We start from the raw sequence: 22,594 nt of genomic DNA on the forward strand, positions 1-22,594 counted from the left end.
CTTGGGGCCGCGCCGGCTCAACCCTTGTGGCAGGTGCGAGAGGAATGCTGCGGTGCGTCAATCAGGCGATGCGGCGGATGGCCTGGGCGAGCAGCGCGTCGTCCGCGGGCACCTGCGCCACCACCTCGACCGTTCCGTCGCCCGCCGCCCGCGCCAGCAGCAGCACGAACGCCTCGCCCCCGGCATCGAGCGCGAGCGTGGCGAGCGGCGGCGCCGTCCGCAGCGCATCGACCGCGGGATCGACCGCGAACAAGGTGGCCGTGTCCTCAAGCCCCGCGCTCGGCCCGTCGGCCCAGGCGGGCGCCACGGGGGCGGGGTGGGGCGGATCGTCGCTGCGCGCGTCCGCCATTTCGGCAGCGAGCTGCGCGTGCACGGCGGCGTCGGCGATCTCCTTCCAGTTGATCACGCCGTAGATGAAGTTGATCCGCTGCTGGTCGGACGAGAACGGCATCAGGATGCCGCGGTAGAGGGTGGGATGCCCGCGTTGCGACACGAACTCCGCCTCGAACCCGATCGGCGCGCGGCTGGCGAGGATGCGCGGATATTGTTCGGTCAACCGCGCGAGCAACGATGCCTGCGGGACATCGGCAATGCGGCGGATGCCGGAGGTGACCCCGCATTCCGCGCGCACGGCCTGGCCGATGAAGCGGACGCGCGGCTCGGCGGCGGCATCCGAAAAGTCCAGCAATACGCCATGCGGGCCGATGTCGCCGGCGGCCGCCGGATCGAGCTCGTCGATCGCCGGATAGGCGCGCCCGTTCAGCAGCGACACCCAGTGGTTATAGGCGCGCACATGCATCCGCCGCTCGTCGCCGCCCACCGGCAGCCGCGGCTCGGGGCCCTGGCCCACGCCGTCGCGATCGAAGTCGTCCCGCTCCGGCGGCTCGTCCGGCCCACGCGCCCTGTCCATGTCCGATCCTCGCCCGGGCCCTAGCTGCCCGTGCGCAGTGTGACTGGTCATGGTAAAGGTTGGGTGAAGGGACACGGGGCCGCCCCGCGGTTCGCGTGGGACTGGCAAAAACTGCCGCCACCCCATCGCGACGCTTGCCAGCCCCGATCGGCGCTGGTAGGCGCGCGCTTCCCACAAGGCGCTGTGCGCCCATGTGCCGCTTTAGCTCAGTTGGTAGAGCATCGCATTCGTAATGCGGGGGTCACAGGTTCGAGTCCTGTAAGCGGCACCAGTACAAACTGGGAACATCTCTAGAAAGCGGCGGAAATCTGCGGTAAACTGCGTGTCAGCGGTCCCGTGAAGTCTCACTTTGTTCCGCCGTGGCCCACGCAAAAGGGGCCACGAATCATGGGGCCACGAACGTTGCAGGAGGCGTGGCCCCATGCTTACGGTTGTGCAGATTCGGGCGCTGAAACCGGTTGAGCGTCCCTACAAAGTTGCCGATGTCGATGGCTTGTATCTGCTGGTGCAGCCGTCCGGAGCCTTGCTCTGGCGTTTCCGCTACCGATGCTGTGGGATCGAGCGAAAGCTCTCGCTCGGCAATTTTCCGGAGGTCAGCCTGGTTCAGGCGCGCAGGAAGCGAGACGAGGCCAAGGCCGAACTGGACGATGGGATCGATCCCGTTGAGGAGAAGCGCCAACGGCGACTCAAGGCGGAGTTGGCAGCCCAGACTACCTTCGCGCTGGTAGCGGAAGAGTATATCCAGAAGATGGAGCGTGAGGGGCGATCCCCCGCGACCATCAAAAAGGCCCGTTGGTTCCTCGAGCTTCTCGACGGCATCGCCAAGCGCCCGATTGCTTCGGTGACGCCGCACGAGCTTCTTGATGTGCTGAAGCGCGTTGAGCGCCGCGGACATCATGAGACGGCGCTCAGGTTGCGGTCGTTCGCGGGGCGCGTATTCCGCTATGGCTTCGCCACGCTGCGCACGGAGCGCAATCCGGCGGATATCCTGCGCGGTGCGCTCACCATCCCGCGTGTCAAACATCATGCGGCGATCATTGAGCCGAAAAAGGTCGGCGAGCTGCTCCGCGCGATCGACAACTACTCAGGACGGCCTGAAACGCTGCATGCCCTAAGGATTGCGCCGCATGTCTTCCTCCGCCCAGGGGAGCTGCGGCAGGCGAAATGGAGCGAGATCGATTTCGCAGAGAAAGTGTGGCGAGTGCCAGCCGAGCGGATGAAGATGAAGCAGCCGCATGCGGTGCCGCTTTCGCGACAGGTGCTGTACCTCCTGCAGGACCTGCGGTCGCTTGCACGCGACAGCGAGTTCCTGTTCCCTGCGCTCCACACGACGAAGCGCCCGCTGTCAGACAACACGTTGAACGTCGCGCTCCGCCGCCTCGGGTTCGAACACGACGAGATGACCAGCCACGGCTTTCGCGCCATGGCCAGCACGCTGCTCAACGAGTCAGGCCTCTGGCATCCCGACGCCATCGAGCGCGCTCTTGCGCATGGCCAGAAGGACAAGGTTCGTGCCGCGTATCATCGCGGCGCCCATTGGGCGGAAAGGGTGCGCATGGCGCAATGGTGGTCGGATTATCTCGATCAGCTTCGTGCCGGTGGCGAGGTCATCAAGGGCAGGTTCCGCAAACGAGCGTAATGGAGCGGTTTAGATTAGCGCCCCGCGGCTGAAAGTGGGCCGGCTGCGGACAGGCAGCTTGTAGGGCTCGACACAGGAAAGCTGCCGTCCCCGGCCGATCACAGACCACGGCTACTTCCGATCCACTCACGGCCATTTCGTGGCCAACGCTTAAACGTCCGCTTAACGCCGAAAACGCTCATGCGCGTGTAAGGAAGCGGTCAGTCAAGCTTTGTGGCTAACCGAACGCTCCGGACGGCATGCGAGTGTTCAGATGAAGCTCCAGCGTGACTCTGTCGATCAAAGCCGGCCTTCGATTTGTCGCGCTTCTAGGCGGATGCCGTCTCGACGATGGTGACACGCCCGTCAGGATCTGAAGGACGGCTCCAGACGCTGTCAGTCGGCCCGGTACGAAGGCGACGGCGGGTCATGCGCCACATCAGCATCGCGCTGCCGGCACCGACGAGGGCGAGCAGATCGACCAGCAACTCGCGCGGGGGATGAGCGCCAAGGCATGCCAGTGTCGCGACCGGGATCAACATCAGGGTTCCGGCAGTCGCTGGCAGCAACTCCAAGGCTCCGCGGGCGCCGCCGCGCACCAGTGCCCAAGCGGTGAAAGCCAGGAAGACGGCGTAGTAAATGGCGCTGTGGAGCTCTTCGCTGGCGTCAAGCCCCATCGGCTTGGCGGCTGCGATCGTGACGGCGATCCCGGCGACGCAGCCGAGCGGGACGCCCACGGTCAGCGCACACAGAATACGTGTGCCGCGGGTCTGCTCGACGGCGCCCGCCTTGCGCTCGCGCTTGCGACGGCTTTCCACCCACAGGAGGTTGCCAGTGTAGAACAGGAAGGCGCCGGCCAGGCCAAGGAGGAGATAAGCCCAGCGAACGCCCGCACCGCCGAAGTTGCCGAAGTGAAGTGCGAAGAAACTGGTGATCGCCGCACCCCAGCCGTCCTGCTTGCCCGGCATATAGTCGCTGACGGTGATCGCGCCCGATCGGGGATCCAGGGTTGCCATGCCGAAATTGGGCCCGCGCAGTCCGTAGCGCGGATCATAGCCGCGGACCCGAAGGGTGGGGGCGCCGTCCCGGCCTTCACCATAGCTGATGCCGACCGGCGTAAAGGCCGGCGCCTGCTCGGCGAGCCGCTGTACAACCTGAACAGGCGCGAGCACCGGTCCGTTCGGCGGCGGCGCCTTGGCCGAAGCGGGCGGACGGCCGCCGTGCGCGAAGGTCGCGCTCTGCGCGTCGTAGAACTGGTCGTGAAAAGCGAACACCACCGCCGTCAGGGCCATGATCAGGTGGAAGGGCAGGCTGAAGACGCCGAGTACATTGTGCACATCCAGCCACATGCGCTTCACATTGCGCCCGATCCGCAGCGCGAACAGATCGCTGACGAGGCTCGGCAACAGCACGACGACGCCGGAGACCAGCGCGATCGCGTAGAGCAGTGCGATGGTGCCCATGATCGGCATCGCGATCTCATGATCGAAGGGCAGGCCGACCTGCTGGTGCAGCACGTCGATCAACTGGGCCACGGCGGAAGGCCCCCGGCGGTCGACCTGGAGCGATCCGTCCGGGGCCAGGGCGGCGTAATAGGTCGTGCCCGCCGCATGCTCGCGGGCCGGACGCGAAGACCAGCTGACCCGCGCCGGCTGCTCCGGGCCGGTGCGCAGATGCACGGTATAGTCCCGTGCCGCCTCCGGATGCGCGGCCAGCACCTTGGTTACCAGTTCGGACGTCCGGTCGAGCGACACGGGCGCGGCCAGCGGGCTCGGCGGCGACGCCCAGCGCTGCAGCGGCTCTTCGAACATGGTGATCGCGCCCGCGTAGAAGGCGATAAACAGCGCGAGCCCGGAAAGGATACCCACCCAGCCGTGAATGTCCTTGTACATCCGCACGATGTCGGCGCGCAGCTTCATGCGAGCGATCCCGTTGCAAAGAGCAGCAGCCAGACGACGAGGGTCGCAACCCCGAGCCCCGCCCAGGCTCGCACGCCCGAGCGGAACAGGAACACGAAACTCAGGATCGTGCACCAGATCGGCGCCATCGCCCACATGGTCAGTTGTCCGCGCGTGGAGAAGTAGGTGTCGCCGACGCCGATCGCCCAGGCGATCAGGCCGGAAAGGCCGAGGGCCAGGGCAAAGCCGAGCACCACACCGGCGCTTGCCTTGCCGAACCAGTTGCGGCTGGAGAGCGGTCGCGCGGTCATGGGCTGCTCCGCGGGCGGCGCGCCCATGCGGCGGCGAGCGGCACGACCGACCAGACCAGCATCGCCAGCGTGCAGGCGATGAACAGAGCCGTCGCCGGACCCGCCCATTGCAGCAGCAGGGCCGTTCCGAGAACCAGCAGCAGCGCGCCGACGGGCGCCCTGCTCCGACCCGGTCGTGCCAGCAGCTTTTGGTGCGGGGCGGCGGCGTAGCAGGCGAGGGCGCCGGCCATCACCAGCACGGCCCCTGTCCAGGCGAGGATCATTGCGCTGCCCCGGCCTGTGCAAAGGAGATCGCGATGGCCGGTGCCATCGCCGCCGACATGGTCGTTCCGTGGCTCTGGCCGGCAAGCGGCAGGTAGCGCGCGTGCATGCCCCTGGCCCGCAGGCGGCTGGCCAGCGCCTCTGCCGCCACGCCCGACGGGCCGTCCGGCCCGGCTTCGTCCGTTCCGCTGGCGATCAGCAGCCGGGCGGTCGAGGGCGGTGCGCGCCGCTCCTCGTCCGCGAGCAGCCCCTCGCCGAACCACAGCGACGGACTGACCGCGACCACCGTGGAGAAGGAGCGGCCGGTGAACAGGGCATGCAGACCCAGGAGACCGCCAAAGCTGTGGCCAAGCAGTGCCTGCCGTCGGGGATCGATCCGCAGGCGCCGGGCGAGCAACGGGCGCAAGCGCGTTTCGATCAGGTCCAGAAACGCATCGCCGCCGCCGATCGCCAGGCCATGCGCGGGCGCGCCGGCCGGGATGGCGTAGCGGTCGGCGGCCGGGGTGTAGTCCAGCACGCGGCGGCCCAGCGGACCGGAGTCGATCCCGACCACGACGCCGGGCTCGACTCCCGACCGGGCGCCCGCCCGCGCCAGCCGCCGGGCGGTGAGCGCCGCGGTCGCGAAATGGTCTTCGCCGTCCAGCACCCACAGCACCGGCCAGCCTGCGGACGGCGGCTCGCCGTCCGGCCAGGCGACCAGCACGCGATAGCGGTGCCCATCTGCCGCCACGACCGTCTGCACATCCGAGCGGGCAAGCTGCCACGGCTCGGCCCCGGCCGGTGATGCGGCGAGCCCGGACAGCAGCAGAGCGAGGCCGAGGACCGGCTTCACCAGCGGAAATCCAGCCGCGCCGTCACGCTGCGCCCCTGGCCGTAATAGCAGGCCGAGGCGCCGGTGCAGGTCGCGACATAGCGCTTGTCCGCCACGTTGCGGGCGTTGATCGAGGCGGTCAGCCCCGCCAGCGTCGGGTTCGTCTCGGCGAAGTCGTAGCGGACGAACAGGTCGAACAGCGTGTAGTCGGGAATCGCCAGCGTGTTGTTGGTGTCGCCAAAGCTCTTGCCGGTGTAGCGCACGCCGCCGCCCAGCCCCAGTCCGGCAAGGGTGCCGCTGCGGATCTGGTGATTGACGAACAGCGAGGCGAGCCAGTCCGGCACCTGCGGAAGCGTGCGGCCGACCTGGCCGGCCGTGTTGGACCGGGTGATCTCGCCCTCGCTGCGCGTTGCGGTGGCGATCAGGGCGGTGCCCCAGGGTAACGTCGTCTTCGCCTCCATCTCGACGCCGCGGACGCGCCCCTCTCCCGTCTGCACCGAACAGGTGCTGGTGCCGCACAGCGTGCCGTCGGGATCGGGCGTGATCAGGTTCTGCTGCGTGATCTGATAGGCGCCCAGCGTCACATAGGTGTTGCGGCCGCGCTGATAGCGCAGGCCCGCCTCATATTGCTGCCCCGTGGTCGGCACGAACGGCTGCCCGTCCAGGCTGGTCGAGGGATCGGTTACCTGCGGCAGGAAGCTTTCCGCATAGCTGGCATAGGGCGCCAGGCCGTTGTCGAACAGGTACACCGCGCCCGCGCGCCAGGTGAAGGCATCATTGTCGTTGGTGAAGCGGCGGCCGCTCACCGGATTGTAGGTGTCGTCCTGAGTCCAGTCGTGCCGACCCCCGACGGTCACCCGCAGGCGGCCGAACTCGACCTGATCCTGCAGGTACACGCCGGTCTGGTCGCTGACCGTCTCCGTATAGACCTGCGGGCTGAGGCTGCTGGCGAACCCGGTGGCGCCGCGCGGGACCGGATCGAAGATGTCCAGCAGCGGCAGCACCCGGGCGGAGGCGACCAGATCGCGATAATGCTCCCATTCGGTGTGGAAGTAATCGACGCCTGCCAGCAGCGTGTGGCGGATCGCGCCGGTGGCGAAGCGGGCCTCCAGCTGCGTATCGGTCGCCACGCCGTCGCTTTCGCCAACACCCTGCACGGCGCGGCGGTTGATGGTCTGGCCGGGGATGCATCCGCTGACCGTCGGCGGACAAGTCGTCAGCGTGTCGCCGGCAAGCACGACCACGCGGTAGAGGGTGTCGAGATGCGTGTAGCGGGTGTTGTTGCGCAGCGTCAGCGCGTCGCCCAGATCCTGCTCCAAGAAGGAGCCGACCAGATACTGGTTGCGGTCAAAGCTGTTCCAGCCGGGCTCGCCCAGGTTGGCGTCATTGTCGATATGGTCGCCGTTGCTTTCGTACAGCGACCCCTGCGCCGGCAGGAACTGGAACGTCGCGCCGCCCTCATCGCGCTGATACTGGCCGAGCAGCGTCCAGCGCGTGCTGGCCGTCGGCTCCCAGGTGATGCTGGGCGAGAGATAGTGGCGCGCGATCTTCACCCCGTCGACCTGGGTTTCGCCATAGCGCGTCAGCCCGACGACGCGGGCGGACAGCGTGCCGCTGAGCGGACCGCTGATATCCGCGGCGGCCTGATAGTTCCACTTGTCGAGATCGGTGACGCCGACGCCCTGCAGCAGGAACTGCGCCTGGAACTCCCGCGTCGGCCGCTTGGCCACGATGTTCACCACGCCGCCCGGCGCCGTCTGGCCGTAGAGCGCGCCCGACGGGCCTTTCAGCACCTCGATCTGCTGGAGCGCGAAGGTGTCGAAGCCGGGGCGGGTCCACTGCCCGCCGGAGGGCAGGCGAAGCCCGTCGACGAAATTGTTGTTGGACGAAAAGCCGCCGGCACCGAAGCCGCGGACGGAGACTTCGTCCACGCGACTGTCGATCCCGAACGCCTCGGCCTGGACGCCGGCGGTGTAGCTGAGCGCGTCGGCGATAGTCGGAGATGCGCGAAGATCGATCTCCTCGCGGCTGATGATCGAGATCGATTGCGGGGATTCGATGATCGGCGAGTCCGTCTTTGTGGCCGAGGTGGCCGAGGATTGGCCGGTTGCCGTGACGACGATCTCGTGCGGCTCCTGATCTGGCGTTTGGCTGTTTGCCGTCTGCGCTACAGCAGGCACCGCCGAGCTCGCGAGTAACATCCAACCAGTTAGAAACTTCCGCATGGCGTCCCCATAGCCCCATCCATAGAGGGCTCTCTGCTAATGCGACATACTCGCAATATCAAGCTCCGCTGTGGGAATATCGGATGTCGAGGGCTTTGACATGTCTCGTGCGAAGCCACTGCACCCGACCGGATCTCATGAAGGCTTACGCTCGCGATCGTGCCCTAATCCGAGCAGCAACGTTGGACACCTGCACGTAGCGGCGCGATGCGCCATTCCGGGATCTGCCCAGGTCACGTCGCATACAGCGGCCTTCTGCTGGTCTGAACGCTCGCACCGGCTTAGAACCGCCATTCGATGAGTGCACTGGGGATGACAGGAATGCTCCCCCAATGTCGGTCGTTCCACACGCAGCTCACAGCTGGGCGAACGAATGGCAGGTTTCAGGATCGCGCCTAACCAGGCTGAAGGTCTGAGATTGGGCGCTTAGCTGCCGTCGAGCCCAGACGGGATGAACGGCTGAAGGCGTAGAACGGACGGTCGGAGCGCGCGTTCGACCGTTCTCGACCGGAGGTCCTTTAGCTTCTCGACTGCCGCTTAAGAGCCATCCATGAGGCCTCCGTGCGGGGGGAAGGGATCCGCAAGTGTTGGTGCCTGCGGCCTGGCATTGAGGCGCGGCCCGCGTTTCCCGCAGCTCAGGCAGCGAAGGTCATGGCCGAGCGCGCCTAGCTGGGTGCTCCAGCGACGGAGCATGGCGTAGCGCTCCAAGCGGTTAGCATCGAAGATGTGCTCTGCACCGCATGGGCAGCGAACGCGTAGATTGGCACGGTGCTGCGTCAGGTCGCTCAGACTGTCGACCCAAGTGTTGGCGGCCACCTCAAAGCGGAAGCGGCATCTGCCGTGCGTCGGGAACCGACTGCGGACGCGCTAAAGCGTCAATGATCGTTTCGGCCAGCTCGGTCACAGCCTGCTCGCGCAGGCGCTGATTAGGAGGGGTAAGCCCCATGCGTGCCCACCCGGGCGCGTGAAGGAGGGTCTGGGCGAGGCTGGAGGGGTCGGGCGTCATCATAGCCCTATGTTCCCCTTTGATCCAATTCGCGCAGGGCCCTTCCTATGCCGTGAAATCATCAGCCGTGTCGGCCCGCGCTGTTGGAAAGAGCGGCGGCTTCGGGAGATTAGCCTCGGTCTGCCGAACAGCCTCATCGCAATCGCGGCTCATTGGCCTCGTCAACCCTGTAGAAGATGGGGTTGCGCTGCCATTCGGCGATGGCGGAGGTGCGCCAGCCGACGCAGCGGGTGCTGAGCTGGGCCTGGCGCGGGAGGCTGCCGTCGGCGACCTTGCGGTAGAGCGTCGAGCGGCTGAGGCCCGTGAGATCGAGCACGGCGTTCAGGCCAAGGATGCGGTCGGACTCCGTCATGGCAGGTCTCCGGTTGGATGATGTGAGTGTCTGCCGACCGGGGTGGGATCGTCTCGCCTGCGGCTGCAATGGAGCCGGTTCTTAAGGTCACCAGCAAGGTGCCGAGGGGCACCACAAAATCTGCTCGATCGATTTCAAGGAAGAAGGGCAGGGGGCTGCCGTCCCCCGCTGCGCGGGGCCGCGCTGCCATGCTGCGCACCGGGCCGGCGGTGCCGTCCCGGCCCATGCGGGTGTGCATCGCTGACGGAGGGGCCGCGGTGCCGCGGCGGGCGGACGCCCGCAGGTGCGGGCGGCGTCGTGCCTCCGGCATCGAAAGGTGGCGGGGGTGGGCGTCGCTTGCCCGTAGTCCCGCCGCGGCGGGCAGCAAGCCGCTGGCGCGGCTCCTGCACGGTGTTGCGGCCCCAAGGGGTGCTCCCCGCCGCTCGTGCGGGCCTGCCGGGTGCGCTCCTGCCGCCCACCTCCGCCACTTCCGGCGCCGGTTGCGGTGGTCTGGAAGGAGCAAGAGGACATGGCGCGCGAGACCAACCGGCAGGATCTTTACAGCGAGGTCACCAACCGCATCATCGCCGAGATGGAAGAGGGGCGGCTGCCCTGGGTGAAGCCCTGGGACAGCGCGGCGTGCGATTGTACCCTGCCGCACAACGCGGGCACGGGGCGGCGTTACTCGGGGATCAACATCCTCATCCTGTGGGCAGCGGCGGTCGAAGGCGGCTATGCGTCGCAGCGCTGGCTTACCTTCCGGCAGGCACAGGCACTCGGCGGCAGCGTCCGCAAGGGCGAGAAGGGAACCACCGTCTGCTATGCCGACCGCTTCGCCCCCAAGGGCGAGGATGCGCGCGCGGCCGACGAGGATCGCGAGGCGCGCACGGTGGCGTTTCTCAAGCGCTTCACCGTCTTCAACATCGACCAGTGTGACGGGCTGCCGGACAAGATCACCGCACCCACAGCGCCGCTGCCGGAGCAGGAGGCGATCCCACGTGCCGAAGCGCTGATGGCGGCGAGCGGGGCAAGCATCCGCATCGGCGGCGACCACGCCTTCTATGCGCCCGTGCTCGACACGGTGCAGCTGCCGCCGCAACAGGCGTTCCGCGACCAGGTCAACTACTACGGGACGGCGCTGCACGAGCTCGGCCACTGGACCGGGCACCGCAGCCGGCTCGACCGCGACCAGACCGGCAAGTACGGTAGCAACGCCTATGCGCGCGAGGAGTTGGTCGCCGAGCTGTGCGCGGCGTTCAGCTGTGCGAGCCTCGGCATCGAACCGACGGTTCGGCACGCCGACTATGTCGCGTGCTGGCTCGACGTGCTGCGCGAGGATGCGCGCGCGATCTTCCGGGCGGCGAGTGCTGCAAGCAAGGCGGCGGACTATCTGCTCGCCTTCGCACCCGAGGCGGAGCCGCAGCCGTGAGCTGCGCGCGAGCGCTGCAGGCGATGGCACGCGCGTGGCGGGCGCTGCCCGAGCGCGACCGCGCGGTCTTCGCAGCCGTGCGGTTCGAAGATCTCGACTATGACGAAGCCGCCGAGCGTCAGGGCTGCACCACCGACGAGGTGGAGCGCGTCATCGCCCGCGTGCTCGTTGCGCTCGATGATGCCGCCGAGTGCGCGCAAGAGTGAACCCGACATCCTCGCCCGGAGCGCTGCTCCGGGCGAGGATGTACGCAGCCGTAACGGTTCGATAGGAAGACAAGATGCGCAGCGATCTCGATCATCTGCCCGACCGCAAGCGACGCGACCTCGAACGCATCGTGGAGGTGCTGTTCTCCGAGTTCGAGCAGGCGACCTCGCTGTCGACGCAGAACTGGCGGCGGCAGGGCCGCATCCTCAAGGTGATCCTCTACGGCTCCTATGCACGTGGCGACTGGGTCGACGATCCTGTCGGCGGCTATCAGTCCGACTATGACATTCTTGTCGTGGTGAGCGACGAGCGGCTGACCGATCTGGGGGAGTTCTGGGCCAAGGCCGACGACCAGTTCGTGCGCGAGGTGACGATCGCCAGGCGCATCAGTGCACCGGTGGCGTTCATCGTCCACAGCCTTGCGGACGTGAACAACCAGCTTACCCAAGGCCGGCCATTTTTCATCGACGCGATCGAGCAAGGGATCGCGTTGTATGGGGTGGAGGATTCCCACTTTGTCACGCCCAAGCCGCTGGAGCCGGCGGCAGCGTTGGCGGAGGCGCGCAAGCACTTCGACCAATGGTTTCGAAACGCTGAGATGCGTTTTGATCTCGCCCGTACTGCGACCGACAGAGGGTACCTGAAGCAAGCCGCCTTCGATCTGCACCAGACCGCCGAGCAGTTGTACCACTGCTTGCTGCTGACGCTGACGCTCTACAGCCCCAAGTCGCACAAGCTGAACTTCCTGCGCAGCCAGGCCGAGCCGCTCGTGCCCGAGCTGATGACGGTCTGGCCGCGCGACACCAAGTTCGCGCAGCGCTGCTTCGAGCTGCTGCGCCAGGCCTATGTCAACGCGCGCTACTCGCCGCACTACAAGATCAGCCCCGCCGAGCTTGAATGGCTTGCCGAGCGCGTGGCGCTGCTCCAGCAGCTGGTGCAGCAGGCCTGCGAGGAGCGGCTCTCGCAGGCCTGAGCTGGCGCGCGCTCAGGCAGCGGGTTCGGCCTTCTTGCGCGGCGCACCCGTGGGCGTTTCGGCGGCCCCGTCTTCCTCGCTGTTCTCGAACGCACGCCTGCCGCGACGCCGCCAAAGCATGAGCGCCTGTTCGCGCTGCTCGCTGCGCAGTGTCGCGGCGCCGCCCACCAACATCCCGAAGATCACCGCGCGATCATTGTCGGTGAGCTCGACCAGACCGGCCTTCGCCACTAGCCCGCCGAGTTCGATCAACTGACGGGTGCGCTCGCGGCGCTTCACCTGCCAGGTGCGGGCATCATGCCGCGCCCGTGCCTGTACCAGGCGGCGGCGCTGCACCTGCAATCGGTGCAGCGCCGCGTCGCTTTGCCGAAGTGCTGCGAGCCTTGCCGCGAAACCAGCGCTCTCCGGCCGTGCGCCATGCTTCCAGCGTTGCGGCGTCTTTGGTGGCGCCGGCCTGCAGCAGCGCGCCAGCGAGGATTTCAACCGGCAGGGTGTCGGCGCCACAGGCGGTGACCAGTTCGCCCAGTTGCACGAGCTTGCGGGCGCGCAGTGCACGTGCCTTGTCGGCGAGCATCTTGAGTTCCGAGTCGATGTCGCGCGGCTTGCGCATGATGTGTCCTCCATCTGTGGCGGGCATGTCAGTTATCGTGCGCTTCGGACAGCGGCCATGGTGTGGTACGCAGTGAGACGCAGCCGTCCCGAGACAGATGAAATCTTTCGAGGGCGCGCTTATACGTCGTGCCGACGTGGCGCATGAAGTGTAGATGGATTGCCGCCATGGCGATCTACCACTTCTCGGCCAAGATCATTTCGCGTGCCACCGGCTCGTCGGCACTGGCGGCTGCGGCCTATCGCTCCGCGTCCAGGCTGCACGACCGGCGCCTCGATCGCCATCACGACTTCTCCAACAAGGCCGGCGTCGTCCACTCCGAGGTGCTGCTACCCGAAGGCGCGCCGGAGCAGCTCTCGGATCGTGCCACGCTGTGGAATGCAGTCGAGGCAGCCGAACTGCGCAAGGACGCGCAGCTGGCGCGCGAGGTGGAGTTCGCCTTGCCACGCGAGCTGGACCAAGTGGAGGGTATTCGCCTGGCGCGCGAGTTCGTCGCCCGTGAGTTCGTCGCACGTGGCATGGTCGCCGATCTCAACGTGCATTGGGATGTCGGCGCCGACGGCGAGGCCAAGCCGCACGCGCATGTCATGCTGACCACACGCAGTGTCGATGAGGAGGGCTTCGGCGCCAAGGTGCGCGACTGGAACCGCACCGACCTGCTCGAGCACTGGCGCGAAGCCTGGGCCGAACACGTCAACCAGCGGCTTGCTGAGCTCGACATCGATGCACGCGTCGACCACCGCTCGCTCGAGGCTCAGGGCATCGATCTCGAGCCGCAGCACAAGATCGGGCCGGCCGCGTCGCGGATGGCCGCGCAGGGCCTGCAGATCGAGCGCGTCGACGAGCATCGCACGATCGCGCGATCCAATGGCGAGAAGCTGCTCACCAAGCCCGATCTGGCACTGGACGGGATCACGCACGGGCAGGCGACCTTCACTACCCGCGACCTGGCGAAGTTCGTCCACCGCCACAGCGACGGCAAGGAACAGTTCGACAAGGTCATGGCGGCGGCGCGTGCCTCGCCCGAGCTGGTGAAGCTGGGACGTGACAGTCGCGGAGAGGAGCGCTTCACCAGTCGTGAGATGCTCGCCACCGAGCAGCGGCTCGAGCAGGCGCTCGACCGCCTCGGCGGCAGCGTCGCGCATCGGCTCGGCGATGGTGCGAGTGATCGAATGTTGGAGCGATCGGCACGTGCCGGTCTGGTGCTTGGGCCCGAGCAGCAGGCGGCGTTGCGCCATGTCGTGCAGGGGCGCGATCTCGGCATCGTCGTCGGCTATGCCGGCACCGGCAAGTCGACGATGCTCGGGCTGGCAAGGAAAGCGTGGGAAGAGGCCGGCTACCGCGTCCAAGGGGGTGCGCTGTCGGGGATCGCCGCCGAGAACCTCGAGAACGGCTCCGGCATCGCGTCACGCACGCTTGCGAGCCTGGAGCGGCAATGGGAGCAGGGCAGGGAGCTGCTTTCCGCCGGCGATGTGCTGGTGATTGACGAAGCCGGGATGATCGGATCACGCCAGATGGAGCGGGTGCTGTCGCAGGCGGCGAAGCACGGCGCCAAGGTGGTGCTGGTCGGCGACCCCGAGCAGCTCCAGGCGATCGAAGCCGGTGCTGCGTTCCGGTCAGCGGTGGAGCGCTACGGCCATGTCGAGATCACCGACATCCGGCGCCAGCGCGAGGACTGGCAGCGGGATGCCACCCGCCAGCTCGCCACCGAGCGCCCCGGCGAAGCACTCGACGCCTATGTCGCCCATGGTGCGGTCCATGCCGCTCCGACCCGCGAAGCCGCCCGCGTCGCGCTGGTCGACCGCTGGGACCAGGATCGTGCGGATGCACCGCAGGCGAGCCGCATCATCCTCACCCACACCAACGACGAAGTGCGCCTGCTCAACCAGCTTGCGCGCGAGCGGCTGAAGCGAGGCGGGGAGCTTGGCGACGATGTCGCCATCGCCACGGAGCGGGGAGAGCGCCAATTCGCCAGCGGCGACCGCATCATGTTCCTGCGCAACGAGCGCAGCTTGGGCGTGAAGAACGGCAGCCTGGGAAGGGTCGAGAGTGTCACCGCCGGGCGCATGACGGTGCTGCTCGACGATGGCCGCAGCGTCGGCTTCGACGTCAAGGATTATGCCGCCGTCGATCACGGCTATGCCGCGACGATCCACAAGGCACAGGGCATGACCGTCGATCGGGTACAGGTGCTCGCCACCCCCGGCCTCGACCGGCACGCCAGCTATGTGGCGCTGTCCCGCCATCGCGACGCGGTCGAGCTCCACTATGGCCGCGACGACTTCGCCGATCATGACCGGCTTGCCGCGACGCTGTCGCGCGAGCGGGCCAAGGACATGGTATCGGACTATGTGCGGGAGCCGGCCATCCGAGTATCCCGCGCCTTTGCGGAGCGACGCGGCATCGGCGATCCACGCGACACGCCGGCGCCGACCCGTCGCAGCATGTTCGACGGGCTCAAGCTCAACGTCGCGGCGCCGTCGCCGGAACCCAGACGCAGCATGTTCGATGGCCTGCGGTTGCGCGTGTCGGACCCCACACCGGCGGTTGATCCCGCCGCGGATCTTGGGGCGGCGGTTCGTCGCTATGCCGTCGCCTTCGCCGAGGTGGATGAGGCAGAACGGGCAGGGCGTTCGCCGCTGCCGCATATGCGTGTCGACCTTGAAAAGGCAGTGCATCGGCTGGATCGGGCACAACCGAACGGCACGACCGATCTGCGTCTGGCGCTGCGCCGTAACCCGGCGTTGATCGAAGACGCACGGAACGGACGGACCAGCCCGCTTGTCCAGGCGATGGCGCTCGAGCGCGAGATGCGCACCGATCCGATGCGAAGGGCCGACCGTTTCGTCGATGACTGGCAGGCGCTCGATCGTCGCCGTGCTTCGCTGGAGCGTGGCGAGGGCTTTGATGCCGCCACCCGCGTTCGACAGCAGATGCGTGCGATGGCCAAGGGGCTCGAGCACGACCCGCAGGTCGAGTCGCTGCTCCGCAACCGCACCCGTGAGCTTGGTCTGAAGCGACTGGAGGGCGCGTCGATATCCCATGAGCTCCAGAACTGGCTCGGCGTCTCGCGCAGCCGTGGCCTCGGGCGTTAACGTCCGAGGCATGGAGCGAACCAACAGCCTCGATGACCCGGCCCGCGCCTTTGACGATCTGCGTCGCGAGGTCAGCCTCGCGTTGCGCGCCATCCAGGGGCTGGCCGCCGAGCATCGCGATCAGCCGGATTACCGCGACACGCTGAAGGCGCTGGACGATCGACTGGCCGCAGCCAACAAAGCACTCGCAACGATCGCTACCAGCCCTGCCATGCGCCTTACGCCGCAGAGCCTGACCCAGGAGATCGTCAAAGCGAGCGACCAGGCGCGGGCGGCCGACGCCGAAATGCTACGGTCTGCCGGAGCAACGTCCACGGCGCTGATGCAACAGCTGCGGCTTGGGATCGCGCAGGTGCGCGTGGCCAGGGATCAGGCGATCGAGGTTCGGTGGGCCGCCGGTGCCGGGTTGGTCATAGGCATCCTGCTCTGGGCAATCTTGCCGGGTGCGGTAATGCGGTCGCTGCCGGTGAGTTGGCATGGTCCTGAATGGATGGCTACTCGGGCAATGCGGGTTGAAGAGAGGGACGCAGCAAAACGCCTGTTATCGGCAGCACGGCCGGCACGGGCCGAGCCAGTCGTTCGCGACGTGTCCCCGCCGACCAGTTCTGTTTCTGATGTACGCATACCGAATTCGAGACAAACAGGCCGACGTTCGAAAACGAAATAACCAGCCCAATCACCGACTGGTTGCTAACCCCGGCGATCAGCGTATCAACTCGGAATCCTGTCTGTTTTCGGATGTGGCCCGTCCGGTTTTCGGGCAAACGGGGGGATTGCGGCCTGACCGCTTTCGGGCGTCGAGCCCGCGTAAGCGGCCCCTCGTTCATCGGGCGACCGATACCCTCGTAGTTGGACTGCAGCTGACGTGACCCCGGTCTTTCATCCAGCGGCAACCAGAGACCGACCGGTGTTGTCGCGCATGAGCGCAGGTGAAGCAACGGGCGGGGTTACCCCGCCCGTTGCTGTTCGAACCCGGCAGCGAATGCGGCCGGGGTAGCGTAGCCGAGCGAGGAATGCGGCCGCTCGGTGTTGCAGTCGTCGACCCAGCAAGCCAGGATCGAGCGGGCCTGGCCGATGGTGAAGAACAGCGTCTCGTTGAGCAGCTCGTCGCGCATGCGACCGTTGAAGCTCTCGACGAACCCGTTCTGCGTCGGCTTGCCCGGCGCGATGTAATGCCATTGGACGCCGACATCTCCCGACCAGGCGAGCACCGCGTTCGACGTCAGTTCGGTCCGTTGTCGCTAACGATCATCTTCGGCCTGCCACGCTCGGCGATCAGATCGGTCAACTCGCGCACGACCCGCCGGCCCGAGATCGACGTGTCCACCACCGCCCGGATGCGTTCGCGCGTCACATCGTCGACGATGTTGAGCACGCGGAGCCGCCGGCCGGTGACGAGCTGGTCGTGCACGAAGTCCAGGCTCCAGCGCTGGTTGGGGAGCGCCAGCACCGGCGCGGGCGCTCGCGCGCCAACCGCGCGCCTTCGTCCTTTCCGGCGCCTGACCGTCAGTCCTTCCTCACGATAGAGCCGCTGGGTCTTCTTGTGGTTGATCGTGATGCCGTCCCGGCGCTGCAGGATGTGCAGACGCCGATAGCCGAACCGCCTGCGCTGCTGCGCCAGCCTACGCAAACGCGACCGTAGGTCGCCATCATCTCCCCGACACGAGCGATACCGCATGCTCGTGCGGTCCGCCCCGACGACCATGCACGCCCGCCGCTCCCTCATCCCCAACGTCGCCTGGAGATGCGTGACCGCTTGCCGCTTCGCGGCGGGCGTTACCATTTTTTTGACAGCAGATCCTTCAGACCCGCGTTGTCGAGCATCGTGTCCGCCAGCTGCCGCTTGAGCCGGACGTTCTCCTCCTCGAGCGACCGCAGGCGCTTTGCGTCGGACACCTCCAGGCCGCCGAACTTAGCCTTCCATGCGCAGTAGGTCGCGCTCGACATCCCGTGCTTGCGGCACAGCTCCGTCACCACGTACCCGCCTCGGCCTCCTTCAGGATGCCGATGATCTGCTCTTTCGAAAACTGCTTCGCTTCATTCTGTCCGTCCCTTCGAGGGGCCGGTCTCTAGTTCCAGATGGATGAAGAAACGGAGGTCACGTCAGACCCCATGGTCGTGCACGTCGACTTCGTTTGTCCGATGTCCACCATCGCTACGCGCCCCGGCCGATCACCTGGAGTGAAAGTCACCGCTCGGTGTCGTATCTGGGTGATCGCGCTGACGGGGTAGGAATTGCCGTTGATCGTCTTAAAAAATTGCATATAGCCTCCTGATTGCTTGAAGTGATCTGCGCATAGTCTCCTCTGGCTCTGGCGAGTGTTGTAGGGACACTGCTAATCACTTCCTTAGGCAGCGTGGACAAATTTGAGCCAGTATTTGGCGGTAGCGAGATGGACCATGCCGAGGAAGCTGCTGGCCAGTTGGTCGTAGCGGGTGGCGACGGCGCGGTTGATCTTGAGGTGGCCGAACATGCGTTCGATGCGGTTGCGCTGCTTGTAGAGCGTCCGGTCATGCTCAATCTTCACGCGGCGGTTTGAGCGGCCGGGTACGACGGGTTTGATGTTCCGTTTCGCGAGGTCGGCACGGATCGCGTCGGCATCGTAGGCCTTGTCGGCAAGCAAGGCATCGGGCGTGCGCTCTGGCAGGACGATCAGTGCGTGATACGCCTTGCAATCTGCCGCCTCGCCGCCCGTGAGGTGGAAGGCGATCGGCCGCCCGAGGGCGTCAGCCAGGCAGTGAAGCTTACTGGTGAACCCGCCCCGCGAGCGGCCAAGAGCGCGTCGATGAGCCCCCCTTTTCCGCCCGCTGCCGAGACGTGGGCACGGACGGTGGTGCTATCGATGCTGTAGTGGCCGGTGTCTGCCATGATCTCGGCCAGCGTCAGCGCCAGGATCTCTCAGACGCCAGCCCCGCTCCATCGGCGGAACCGGCGATAGATGGTGTTCCAGCTTCCGTATTTGGGCTGCACGTCGCGCCACGGCGCACCGCAGCCGCCAGAGTATGCCGTTGATGATCGAGCGGTTCTGTTCGGGAGGTCTGCCCCGGCCCCGGTTTTTGCGCTCGATCGGCAGGAAATCCTTCAGGATGCGCCATTCCGCCTCGGTGAGATCGCCCCGGCTCAAGCCTGCCTCCAAAAGGCAGCCTTGAATCAATCCCCTCTCGCTACGTCAATCGCCTCGACTATTGTCGGCAGCTATAGCGCGGATCGATGGCAAATTGGACTGGCAGACAGTAAGCTCCCGCTATGGGCACGCTGAACCTCGAAGATCGCACCACAGAGTATCAGTGGGCGACGGACGTGAACTTCGACGGCATACGCCTGGAGGTGCTCTCAGACCAAGGGGACGTACTCTTCGATGTCAGCATCCGAGATGATGGGCACATCGCCATCAACACGTTCGGCAACGAGGTTGCCGTGGACCTCATCGAAGCCGCCGTCGAGCTTGCCCGACATCCGCGGTAGTCTCGTGCTCAGCAAATTTGTCCACGCCGCCTAGGAGGAGAGCGCGGTGGCTTCGGAGAAGTAGGGCTCGGCTTGCTTCCTGTTAAGACGAAGATCAACGAAGACCTGACCGTAAAGCGAATCGCCAGCGTGACTGTGAAGAACTAACTGACTGGCCAGAAATTTAAGCTCCCCACAGGTCACGTGCATGCTGTTGATCTTCTGTATTGCTCTGTTTCCAAGCCTACCCCAAAGGGTCAAATGGTGAAGCGACATCCGATCGGAAACGTCGCGAAAGGCTTTCACGAGGAGGTCAGAATGACTTACTCTAGACGGGCGGGCTGCGTTGAGCAAGGCTTCGATGACATCGACGAGGGGCCAATCTGGCTGGGTCGTGACGCCCTGCTCCGGTTCTCGCGCTGCCTCAACGGTGATGGCTGGTACGGTAGGCTCATTATCAAGCCGCCGCTCCCTACGGGCGATAGATGTGTCCACCCTTAGGCCCACGGCAAATCCCACGACCAGTGCTGCGATGGTCTGTAACCAGGCAGAGGTCACGGCCGCAAGACCAAGAGTCATTGCGACATCCCCAGTTCCTGCCAGCGTTCGCGTACCAACCTTTGTCTTCCGCGACCTTGACGAACCACTCTGCGACCAACCCGAACGCGACGGATCCGGTCAACCCCCAGCCAGCCAAGTCGCGAAACGTCAGAGAGATGTCCTTGCCTGGATTTCACGTGTTCTGCCCGCACACGCTGCTTAAGGGGAGTCGGTTTGTGTGCTTCGGCACGGATATGCCGGATGTTGAAAGCACACCGCACTCTCATGCCGCGCTTCTCGCGGCTACACGGTCGCAGCCAAGCGCTATGGCGTGCACAACCGCAAGGCCAAGCGCTTTTTGCTGGACGCGATCAATGCTTGGCCGTGCGTCGGGCGGGCGTACCGCGTGCACAGTGAGGCTGACATCCAGGCTGCTGCAGATGCGGCGGTAAGGTAAACCTCATGCTGATTGAGCAGGTGTTCCGGCGCTTACAAGGCCGCGCAGGGCTCGGAGGCCTCAGCGTCTCAACCTTGCTACTGTTGACGAACTCTGCTCCAACGCCCTCGCCTACAGTGAACTCGGTTTCCTATCCAAGGGGATGAACACGATGAAGAAGATTTTCGCTCTCGCCACCGCGGCAGCTGTCCTGGCATCTCTCGCAGCCTGTAACTCCGGCCCGCGCGAGCAGGCCGCTGACAATATCGAAGCGAATGCAGAGGCATACGCCGACAACCTTGAGGACGCCGCTGACAACGCGACCACGGAAGCGGGCGAGGACAGCCTCGAGAACAGCGCTGATGCGGTTCGCGCGACCGGTCAGAACCAGGCCGACGATATGCGGACCAACGATCCGGACACGAACCTGTCGAATGGCATCTAGCACCGACAGAGCTTTTGGGGCAGGTTGAACTGCTCCCAAGCGCATGTTGGAAGGGGCGTTCGAGCTGACTCGAGCGCCCCTTCTTTGTTTAGGGAGCTGATCCCGCTCCCACCGCGGCGAGCTCTGGCTGGGTTTCGTCATCTCGTCTGGCTTCCATGTGCCGCCTGTTCGGGAAGGGATTGGCTGGCGAGGGGCGTTGTTGTGGGTTGCGCATGAAATGACCGCGCGATCGCCCAGGCTGTCATTGCCGCCGTCGCGAGGATCAGGACGCAGATCAGCTTCGCGAACATAATGGGCTACTGCGCACGAGTGACTTTCCTGCTACGACGCAACAATTCGGCGGCGCGCTCTGAACTGCGAGGAAGCCAAGATGTTGCGTGGGTAAACTGAACCCGCACCCGGCAGCACTGGGAAGTGCAACGCGGCAGCATGTTAGACGACTTGGTGGAAAGCGTCCCTCAACGCCGGGTGCCGCAGAGGCTTGCTTAGAACGACACCCGGGGTTGCACGGTTGGCACTCGTCGGGTGAGCCCGTGATGAAGATTACCGGGATCTCTCCCAGGTGCTGGTGGATCTGCTCCAAAGCCAAGGGGCCGGTTCCTTCGATCAGCCGGACGTCCGAGGTGATGAGCTTCGGTGGATTCGCCAGCGCTGCCGAGATCGCTTCAGCTTCGGTCACCGCGAAGTCGACAGTCGTGGCGCCTTCTTCTTCGAGCATCGCCTGGATGGTCATCGCGACGAATGGCTCATCCTCGATAATCAACACATGACACATGGCACGAGTTCATCCTGGAGCGGACCAATGCGCCTCCATGGGGCTGGCTCCCGAGATCGCATCAAATGTGTGATTGGGCGGGAAATTTCCGTCCGGTGGAGAGAACGCAGCCGGAACAGGATCGCCTTCCACTTCCGTTGCAGCTATGCGCACCGCCAACGCGCCGCAGGGGGCTTGCGTCTTCCACGTGGCGCGAATGGACAGAGTACAGGCCTCTTCGACTTTCGACCGCTTTTTCACGTGGTCGCTTCTTCATTCCCTTTCCGCTCCGGCAAGATACGTGGTCGCCACTCTGCTGTTGGCGGGCACTGCGATGCTGCGCGTCCTGTTGATCACCAACTTGCTTCCGTATCTACTGTTTATCCCTGTGGTGCTGCTCATCGCTCTGCTTATGGGCAGGCAGACGGGCATCTACGCGACCTGGTTCTCGGCGTTGCTGGCGGGACTCACCTTGTTTCAGCCCACCTTTCGCTGGGGCCTCACTCCAGCTCAGTTTGGCGCGACATTGCTCTACGCGCCCGTTATGACCGGCGTTGCTTCGGTCGCTGCCGAACTGCGCGCAGTCTTTCAACGATCGGCGCGGCTCGCGGCCGAGTTGGCTAAAGCGAATGCTGGCTTGGAGACAGCCAACAAGCGCCTGGGTGAGCGCGAGCAGCAGCTGCAGCTTGTGAAGCAGGAACTAGGGCACAGACTGAAGAACCAGCTCGCTGTGGTGCAAGCGGTCGCCGCTCAGACGCTGCGCCAATCAACCGACTTGAAGGCGGCAAGTGGTGCCCTGAGCTTCAGGCTGGCGGCTCTTGCTCAAGCAACCGACATGCTGACCGCGGCCGAATGGCGCTCGGCCGATCTCCACGCGCTCGCGCGCACTGCTCTCACCAATCATGCGGGCCTCGCAGATCGTGTGCGGATTGAAGGGCCGTCTGTTCGCTTCAACCCGCAGGTGGCGCTGGGTTTGACGCTTGCCCTTCACGAGTTGATGACGAGCGCCACAAAATACGGCGCTCTGTCGAACGATACCGGCCATGTTGAGCTGAATTGGTCGCTTGAACAGGGAGCCAACCTGGATCAGCCTCGTTTCCGTCTCACCTGGCGGGAGACAGGCGGCCCCACTGTAAGCGTCCCAACTCGGCGCGGTTTCGGGTCGGTCATGATCAAACGTTCTCTTGGTTCATACCTTCGCGGCGAGACTTCGGTCAGCTATGATCTTGCTGGACTGGTGTTTCGGATCGATGCTCCCGTGGGGGCGGCGCAACTTGCTTACGAGTAGG

Annotated in this window: 21 protein-coding genes, 1 tRNA gene and 3 pseudogenes; 10 read left to right on the forward strand and 15 right to left on the reverse strand. The window is 65.7% G+C overall.

The features are described from left to right. Nucleotides 1-61 precede the first annotated feature (61 nt). Nucleotides 62-910: a hypothetical protein gene (locus tag LK533_RS14825; RefSeq protein WP_229363855.1), complete on the reverse strand. Its 849-nt coding sequence runs from the start codon at nt 908-910 to the stop codon at nt 62-64. Between the two features lie 195 nt (nt 911-1,105). On the opposite strand from LK533_RS14825, the gene LK533_RS14830 reads away from it, so the two are divergent. Beyond that, nucleotides 1,106-1,181 (forward strand) — tRNA-Thr (locus LK533_RS14830). A 150-nt stretch (nt 1,182-1,331) separates the two neighbouring features. Beyond that, nucleotides 1,332-2,549, forward strand: coding sequence for a tyrosine-type recombinase/integrase (locus LK533_RS14835; protein ID WP_229363856.1), 1,218 nt, complete (start codon nt 1,332-1,334; stop codon nt 2,547-2,549). A 308-nt stretch (nt 2,550-2,857) separates the two neighbouring features. On the opposite strand, the gene LK533_RS14840 is transcribed toward LK533_RS14835, so the two are convergent. From LK533_RS14840 to LK533_RS14865, 7 genes are all read right to left on the reverse strand, one after another. Beyond that, entirely contained in the window at nt 2,858-4,447 is a 1,590-nt protein-coding gene (locus LK533_RS14840; RefSeq protein WP_229363857.1) for a PepSY-associated TM helix domain-containing protein, read from the reverse strand. Further along, nucleotides 4,444-4,737 carry a hypothetical protein gene (locus tag LK533_RS14845; RefSeq protein ID WP_229363858.1) on the reverse strand — a complete coding sequence of 98 codons (294 nt, stop codon included), beginning with the start codon at nt 4,735-4,737 and terminating at the stop codon, nt 4,444-4,446. Before LK533_RS14845 ends, LK533_RS14840 begins: the two co-directional genes overlap by 4 nt. Continuing rightward, the gene (locus tag LK533_RS14850) at nt 4,734-5,000 is read right to left on the reverse strand and encodes a hypothetical protein (RefSeq protein WP_229363859.1); all 267 of its coding nucleotides are present in this window, start codon (nt 4,998-5,000) and stop codon (nt 4,734-4,736) included. Before LK533_RS14850 ends, LK533_RS14845 begins: the two co-directional genes overlap by 4 nt. Next, nucleotides 4,997-5,830 (reverse strand): alpha/beta hydrolase, encoded by an 834-nt coding sequence (locus LK533_RS14855; protein ID WP_229363860.1) that lies wholly within the window; start codon nt 5,828-5,830, stop codon nt 4,997-4,999. Before LK533_RS14855 ends, LK533_RS14850 begins: the two co-directional genes overlap by 4 nt. Further along, the gene (locus LK533_RS14860; RefSeq protein ID WP_229363861.1) at nt 5,827-7,989 is read right to left on the reverse strand and encodes a TonB-dependent siderophore receptor; all 2,163 of its coding nucleotides are present in this window, start codon (nt 7,987-7,989) and stop codon (nt 5,827-5,829) included. The genes LK533_RS14855 and LK533_RS14860 overlap by 4 nt, the downstream gene beginning before the upstream one ends. Before the next feature lie 862 nt (nt 7,990-8,851). Further along, a complete protein-coding gene (locus tag LK533_RS18005; protein ID WP_324255316.1) occupies nt 8,852-9,043 on the reverse strand; it encodes a DUF6771 family protein in 192 nt (63 codons plus the stop codon). 130 nt (nt 9,044-9,173) lie between these two features. After that, nucleotides 9,174-9,392: a helix-turn-helix transcriptional regulator gene (locus tag LK533_RS14865; RefSeq protein WP_229363862.1), complete on the reverse strand. Its 219-nt coding sequence runs from the start codon at nt 9,390-9,392 to the stop codon at nt 9,174-9,176. A 508-nt stretch (nt 9,393-9,900) separates the two neighbouring features. On the opposite strand from LK533_RS14865, the gene LK533_RS14870 reads away from it, so the two are divergent. The 3 genes from LK533_RS14870 (at nt 9,901) to LK533_RS14880 (ending at nt 11,980) form a co-directional block, all read left to right on the forward strand. Next, nucleotides 9,901-10,800: an ArdC family protein gene (locus LK533_RS14870; RefSeq protein WP_229363863.1), complete on the forward strand. Its 900-nt coding sequence runs from the start codon at nt 9,901-9,903 to the stop codon at nt 10,798-10,800. Next, nucleotides 10,797-11,006: a sigma factor-like helix-turn-helix DNA-binding protein gene (locus LK533_RS14875; protein ID WP_229363864.1), complete on the forward strand. Its 210-nt coding sequence runs from the start codon at nt 10,797-10,799 to the stop codon at nt 11,004-11,006. Before LK533_RS14870 ends, LK533_RS14875 begins: the two co-directional genes overlap by 4 nt. 74 nt (nt 11,007-11,080) lie before the next feature. Continuing rightward, the gene (locus tag LK533_RS14880; protein ID WP_229363865.1) at nt 11,081-11,980 is read left to right on the forward strand and encodes a HEPN domain-containing protein; all 900 of its coding nucleotides are present in this window, start codon (nt 11,081-11,083) and stop codon (nt 11,978-11,980) included. Between the two features lie 12 nt (nt 11,981-11,992). On the opposite strand, the gene LK533_RS14885 is transcribed toward LK533_RS14880, so the two are convergent. Then, nucleotides 11,993-12,259 (reverse strand): conjugal transfer protein TraD, encoded by a 267-nt coding sequence (locus tag LK533_RS14885; RefSeq protein ID WP_229363866.1) that lies wholly within the window; start codon nt 12,257-12,259, stop codon nt 11,993-11,995. 16 nt (nt 12,260-12,275) lie between these two features. Further along, nucleotides 12,276-12,590 carry a conjugal transfer protein TraD gene (locus tag LK533_RS14890; RefSeq protein ID WP_229363867.1) on the reverse strand — a complete coding sequence of 105 codons (315 nt, stop codon included), beginning with the start codon at nt 12,588-12,590 and terminating at the stop codon, nt 12,276-12,278. A 167-nt stretch (nt 12,591-12,757) separates the two neighbouring features. On the opposite strand from LK533_RS14890, the gene traA reads away from it, so the two are divergent. Further along, on the forward strand, nt 12,758-15,685 hold the full coding sequence (gene traA / locus LK533_RS14895; RefSeq protein ID WP_229363868.1) for a Ti-type conjugative transfer relaxase TraA: 2,928 nt from the start codon (nt 12,758-12,760) through the stop codon (nt 15,683-15,685). Nucleotides 15,686-15,695: 10 nt separating this feature from the next. Further along, the gene (locus LK533_RS14900) at nt 15,696-16,352 is read left to right on the forward strand and encodes a hypothetical protein (RefSeq protein WP_229363869.1); all 657 of its coding nucleotides are present in this window, start codon (nt 15,696-15,698) and stop codon (nt 16,350-16,352) included. A gap of 212 nt (nt 16,353-16,564) precedes the next feature. Here LK533_RS14900 and LK533_RS14905 read toward each other — a convergent pair. From LK533_RS14905 to LK533_RS14915, 3 pseudogenes are all read right to left on the reverse strand, one after another. Beyond that, nucleotides 16,565-17,697: pseudogene (locus tag LK533_RS14905) on the reverse strand (IS3 family transposase). A gap of 336 nt (nt 17,698-18,033) precedes the next feature. Next, nucleotides 18,034-18,483: pseudogene (locus tag LK533_RS14910) on the reverse strand (IS5 family transposase); the annotation flags it as partial. A 101-nt stretch (nt 18,484-18,584) separates the two neighbouring features. Beyond that, nucleotides 18,585-18,840 (reverse strand): annotated as a pseudogene (locus tag LK533_RS14915) (transposase). Between the two features lie 92 nt (nt 18,841-18,932). Between LK533_RS14915 and LK533_RS14920 the strand changes: the two are divergent. After that, nucleotides 18,933-19,151, forward strand: a complete 219-nt coding sequence (locus LK533_RS14920; RefSeq protein ID WP_229363871.1) for a hypothetical protein — start codon at nt 18,933-18,935, stop codon at nt 19,149-19,151. A gap of 30 nt (nt 19,152-19,181) precedes the next feature. Here LK533_RS14920 and LK533_RS14925 read toward each other — a convergent pair whose 3' ends face one another. After that, nucleotides 19,182-19,709 (reverse strand): hypothetical protein, encoded by a 528-nt coding sequence (locus LK533_RS14925; protein ID WP_229363872.1) that lies wholly within the window; start codon nt 19,707-19,709, stop codon nt 19,182-19,184. Nucleotides 19,710-20,278: 569 nt separating this feature from the next. Between LK533_RS14925 and LK533_RS14930 the strand changes: the two genes are divergently transcribed. Further along, nucleotides 20,279-20,551 (forward strand): hypothetical protein, encoded by a 273-nt coding sequence (locus LK533_RS14930; protein WP_229363873.1) that lies wholly within the window; start codon nt 20,279-20,281, stop codon nt 20,549-20,551. Between the two features lie 274 nt (nt 20,552-20,825). Here the strand turns inward: LK533_RS14930 and LK533_RS14935 are convergent, their stop codons facing one another. Next, a complete protein-coding gene (locus LK533_RS14935; protein ID WP_324255318.1) occupies nt 20,826-21,326 on the reverse strand; it encodes a response regulator in 501 nt (166 codons plus the stop codon). Nucleotides 21,327-21,522: 196 nt separating this feature from the next. Here LK533_RS14935 and LK533_RS14940 point away from each other — a divergent pair, with 196 nt between their 5' ends. Beyond that, nucleotides 21,523-22,593 carry a sensor histidine kinase gene (locus LK533_RS14940; protein ID WP_229363874.1) on the forward strand — a complete coding sequence of 357 codons (1,071 nt, stop codon included), beginning with the start codon at nt 21,523-21,525 and terminating at the stop codon, nt 22,591-22,593. Nucleotide 22,594: the final 1 nt, after the last annotated feature.

It is taken from the genome of Sphingomonas sp. PL-96 (genome assembly GCF_020707215.1).
In the GTDB taxonomy this organism is placed as follows: Bacteria; Pseudomonadota; Alphaproteobacteria; order Sphingomonadales; family Sphingomonadaceae; genus Sphingomonas.

Coding starts and splice junctions, on each gene's coding strand:
- LK533_RS14825 (WP_229363855.1), bottom strand. CDS start 910: ATGGACAGGGCGCGTGGGCCGGACGAGCCGCCGGAGCGGGACGACTTC.
- LK533_RS14835 (WP_229363856.1), top strand. CDS start 1,332: ATGCTTACGGTTGTGCAGATTCGGGCGCTGAAACCGGTTGAGCGTCCC.
- LK533_RS14840 (WP_229363857.1), bottom strand. CDS start 4,447: ATGAAGCTGCGCGCCGACATCGTGCGGATGTACAAGGACATTCACGGC.
- LK533_RS14845 (WP_229363858.1), bottom strand. CDS start 4,737: ATGACCGCGCGACCGCTCTCCAGCCGCAACTGGTTCGGCAAGGCAAGC.
- LK533_RS14850 (WP_229363859.1), bottom strand. CDS start 5,000: ATGATCCTCGCCTGGACAGGGGCCGTGCTGGTGATGGCCGGCGCCCTC.
- LK533_RS18005 (WP_324255316.1), bottom strand. CDS start 9,043: ATGATGACGCCCGACCCCTCCAGCCTCGCCCAGACCCTCCTTCACGCG.
- LK533_RS14865 (WP_229363862.1), bottom strand. CDS start 9,392: ATGACGGAGTCCGACCGCATCCTTGGCCTGAACGCCGTGCTCGATCTC.
- LK533_RS14870 (WP_229363863.1), top strand. CDS start 9,901: ATGGCGCGCGAGACCAACCGGCAGGATCTTTACAGCGAGGTCACCAAC.
- LK533_RS14880 (WP_229363865.1), top strand. CDS start 11,081: ATGCGCAGCGATCTCGATCATCTGCCCGACCGCAAGCGACGCGACCTC.
- LK533_RS14890 (WP_229363867.1), bottom strand. CDS start 12,590: ATGCGCAAGCCGCGCGACATCGACTCGGAACTCAAGATGCTCGCCGAC.
- traA (WP_229363868.1), top strand. CDS start 12,758: ATGGCGATCTACCACTTCTCGGCCAAGATCATTTCGCGTGCCACCGGC.
- LK533_RS14900 (WP_229363869.1), top strand. CDS start 15,696: ATGGAGCGAACCAACAGCCTCGATGACCCGGCCCGCGCCTTTGACGAT.
- LK533_RS14920 (WP_229363871.1), top strand. CDS start 18,933: ATGGGCACGCTGAACCTCGAAGATCGCACCACAGAGTATCAGTGGGCG.
- LK533_RS14925 (WP_229363872.1), bottom strand. CDS start 19,709: ATGACTCTTGGTCTTGCGGCCGTGACCTCTGCCTGGTTACAGACCATC.
- LK533_RS14930 (WP_229363873.1), top strand. CDS start 20,279: ATGAAGAAGATTTTCGCTCTCGCCACCGCGGCAGCTGTCCTGGCATCT.
- LK533_RS14935 (WP_324255318.1), bottom strand. CDS start 21,326: ATGTGTCATGTGTTGATTATCGAGGATGAGCCATTCGTCGCGATGACC.
- LK533_RS14940 (WP_229363874.1), top strand. CDS start 21,523: ATGGACAGAGTACAGGCCTCTTCGACTTTCGACCGCTTTTTCACGTGG.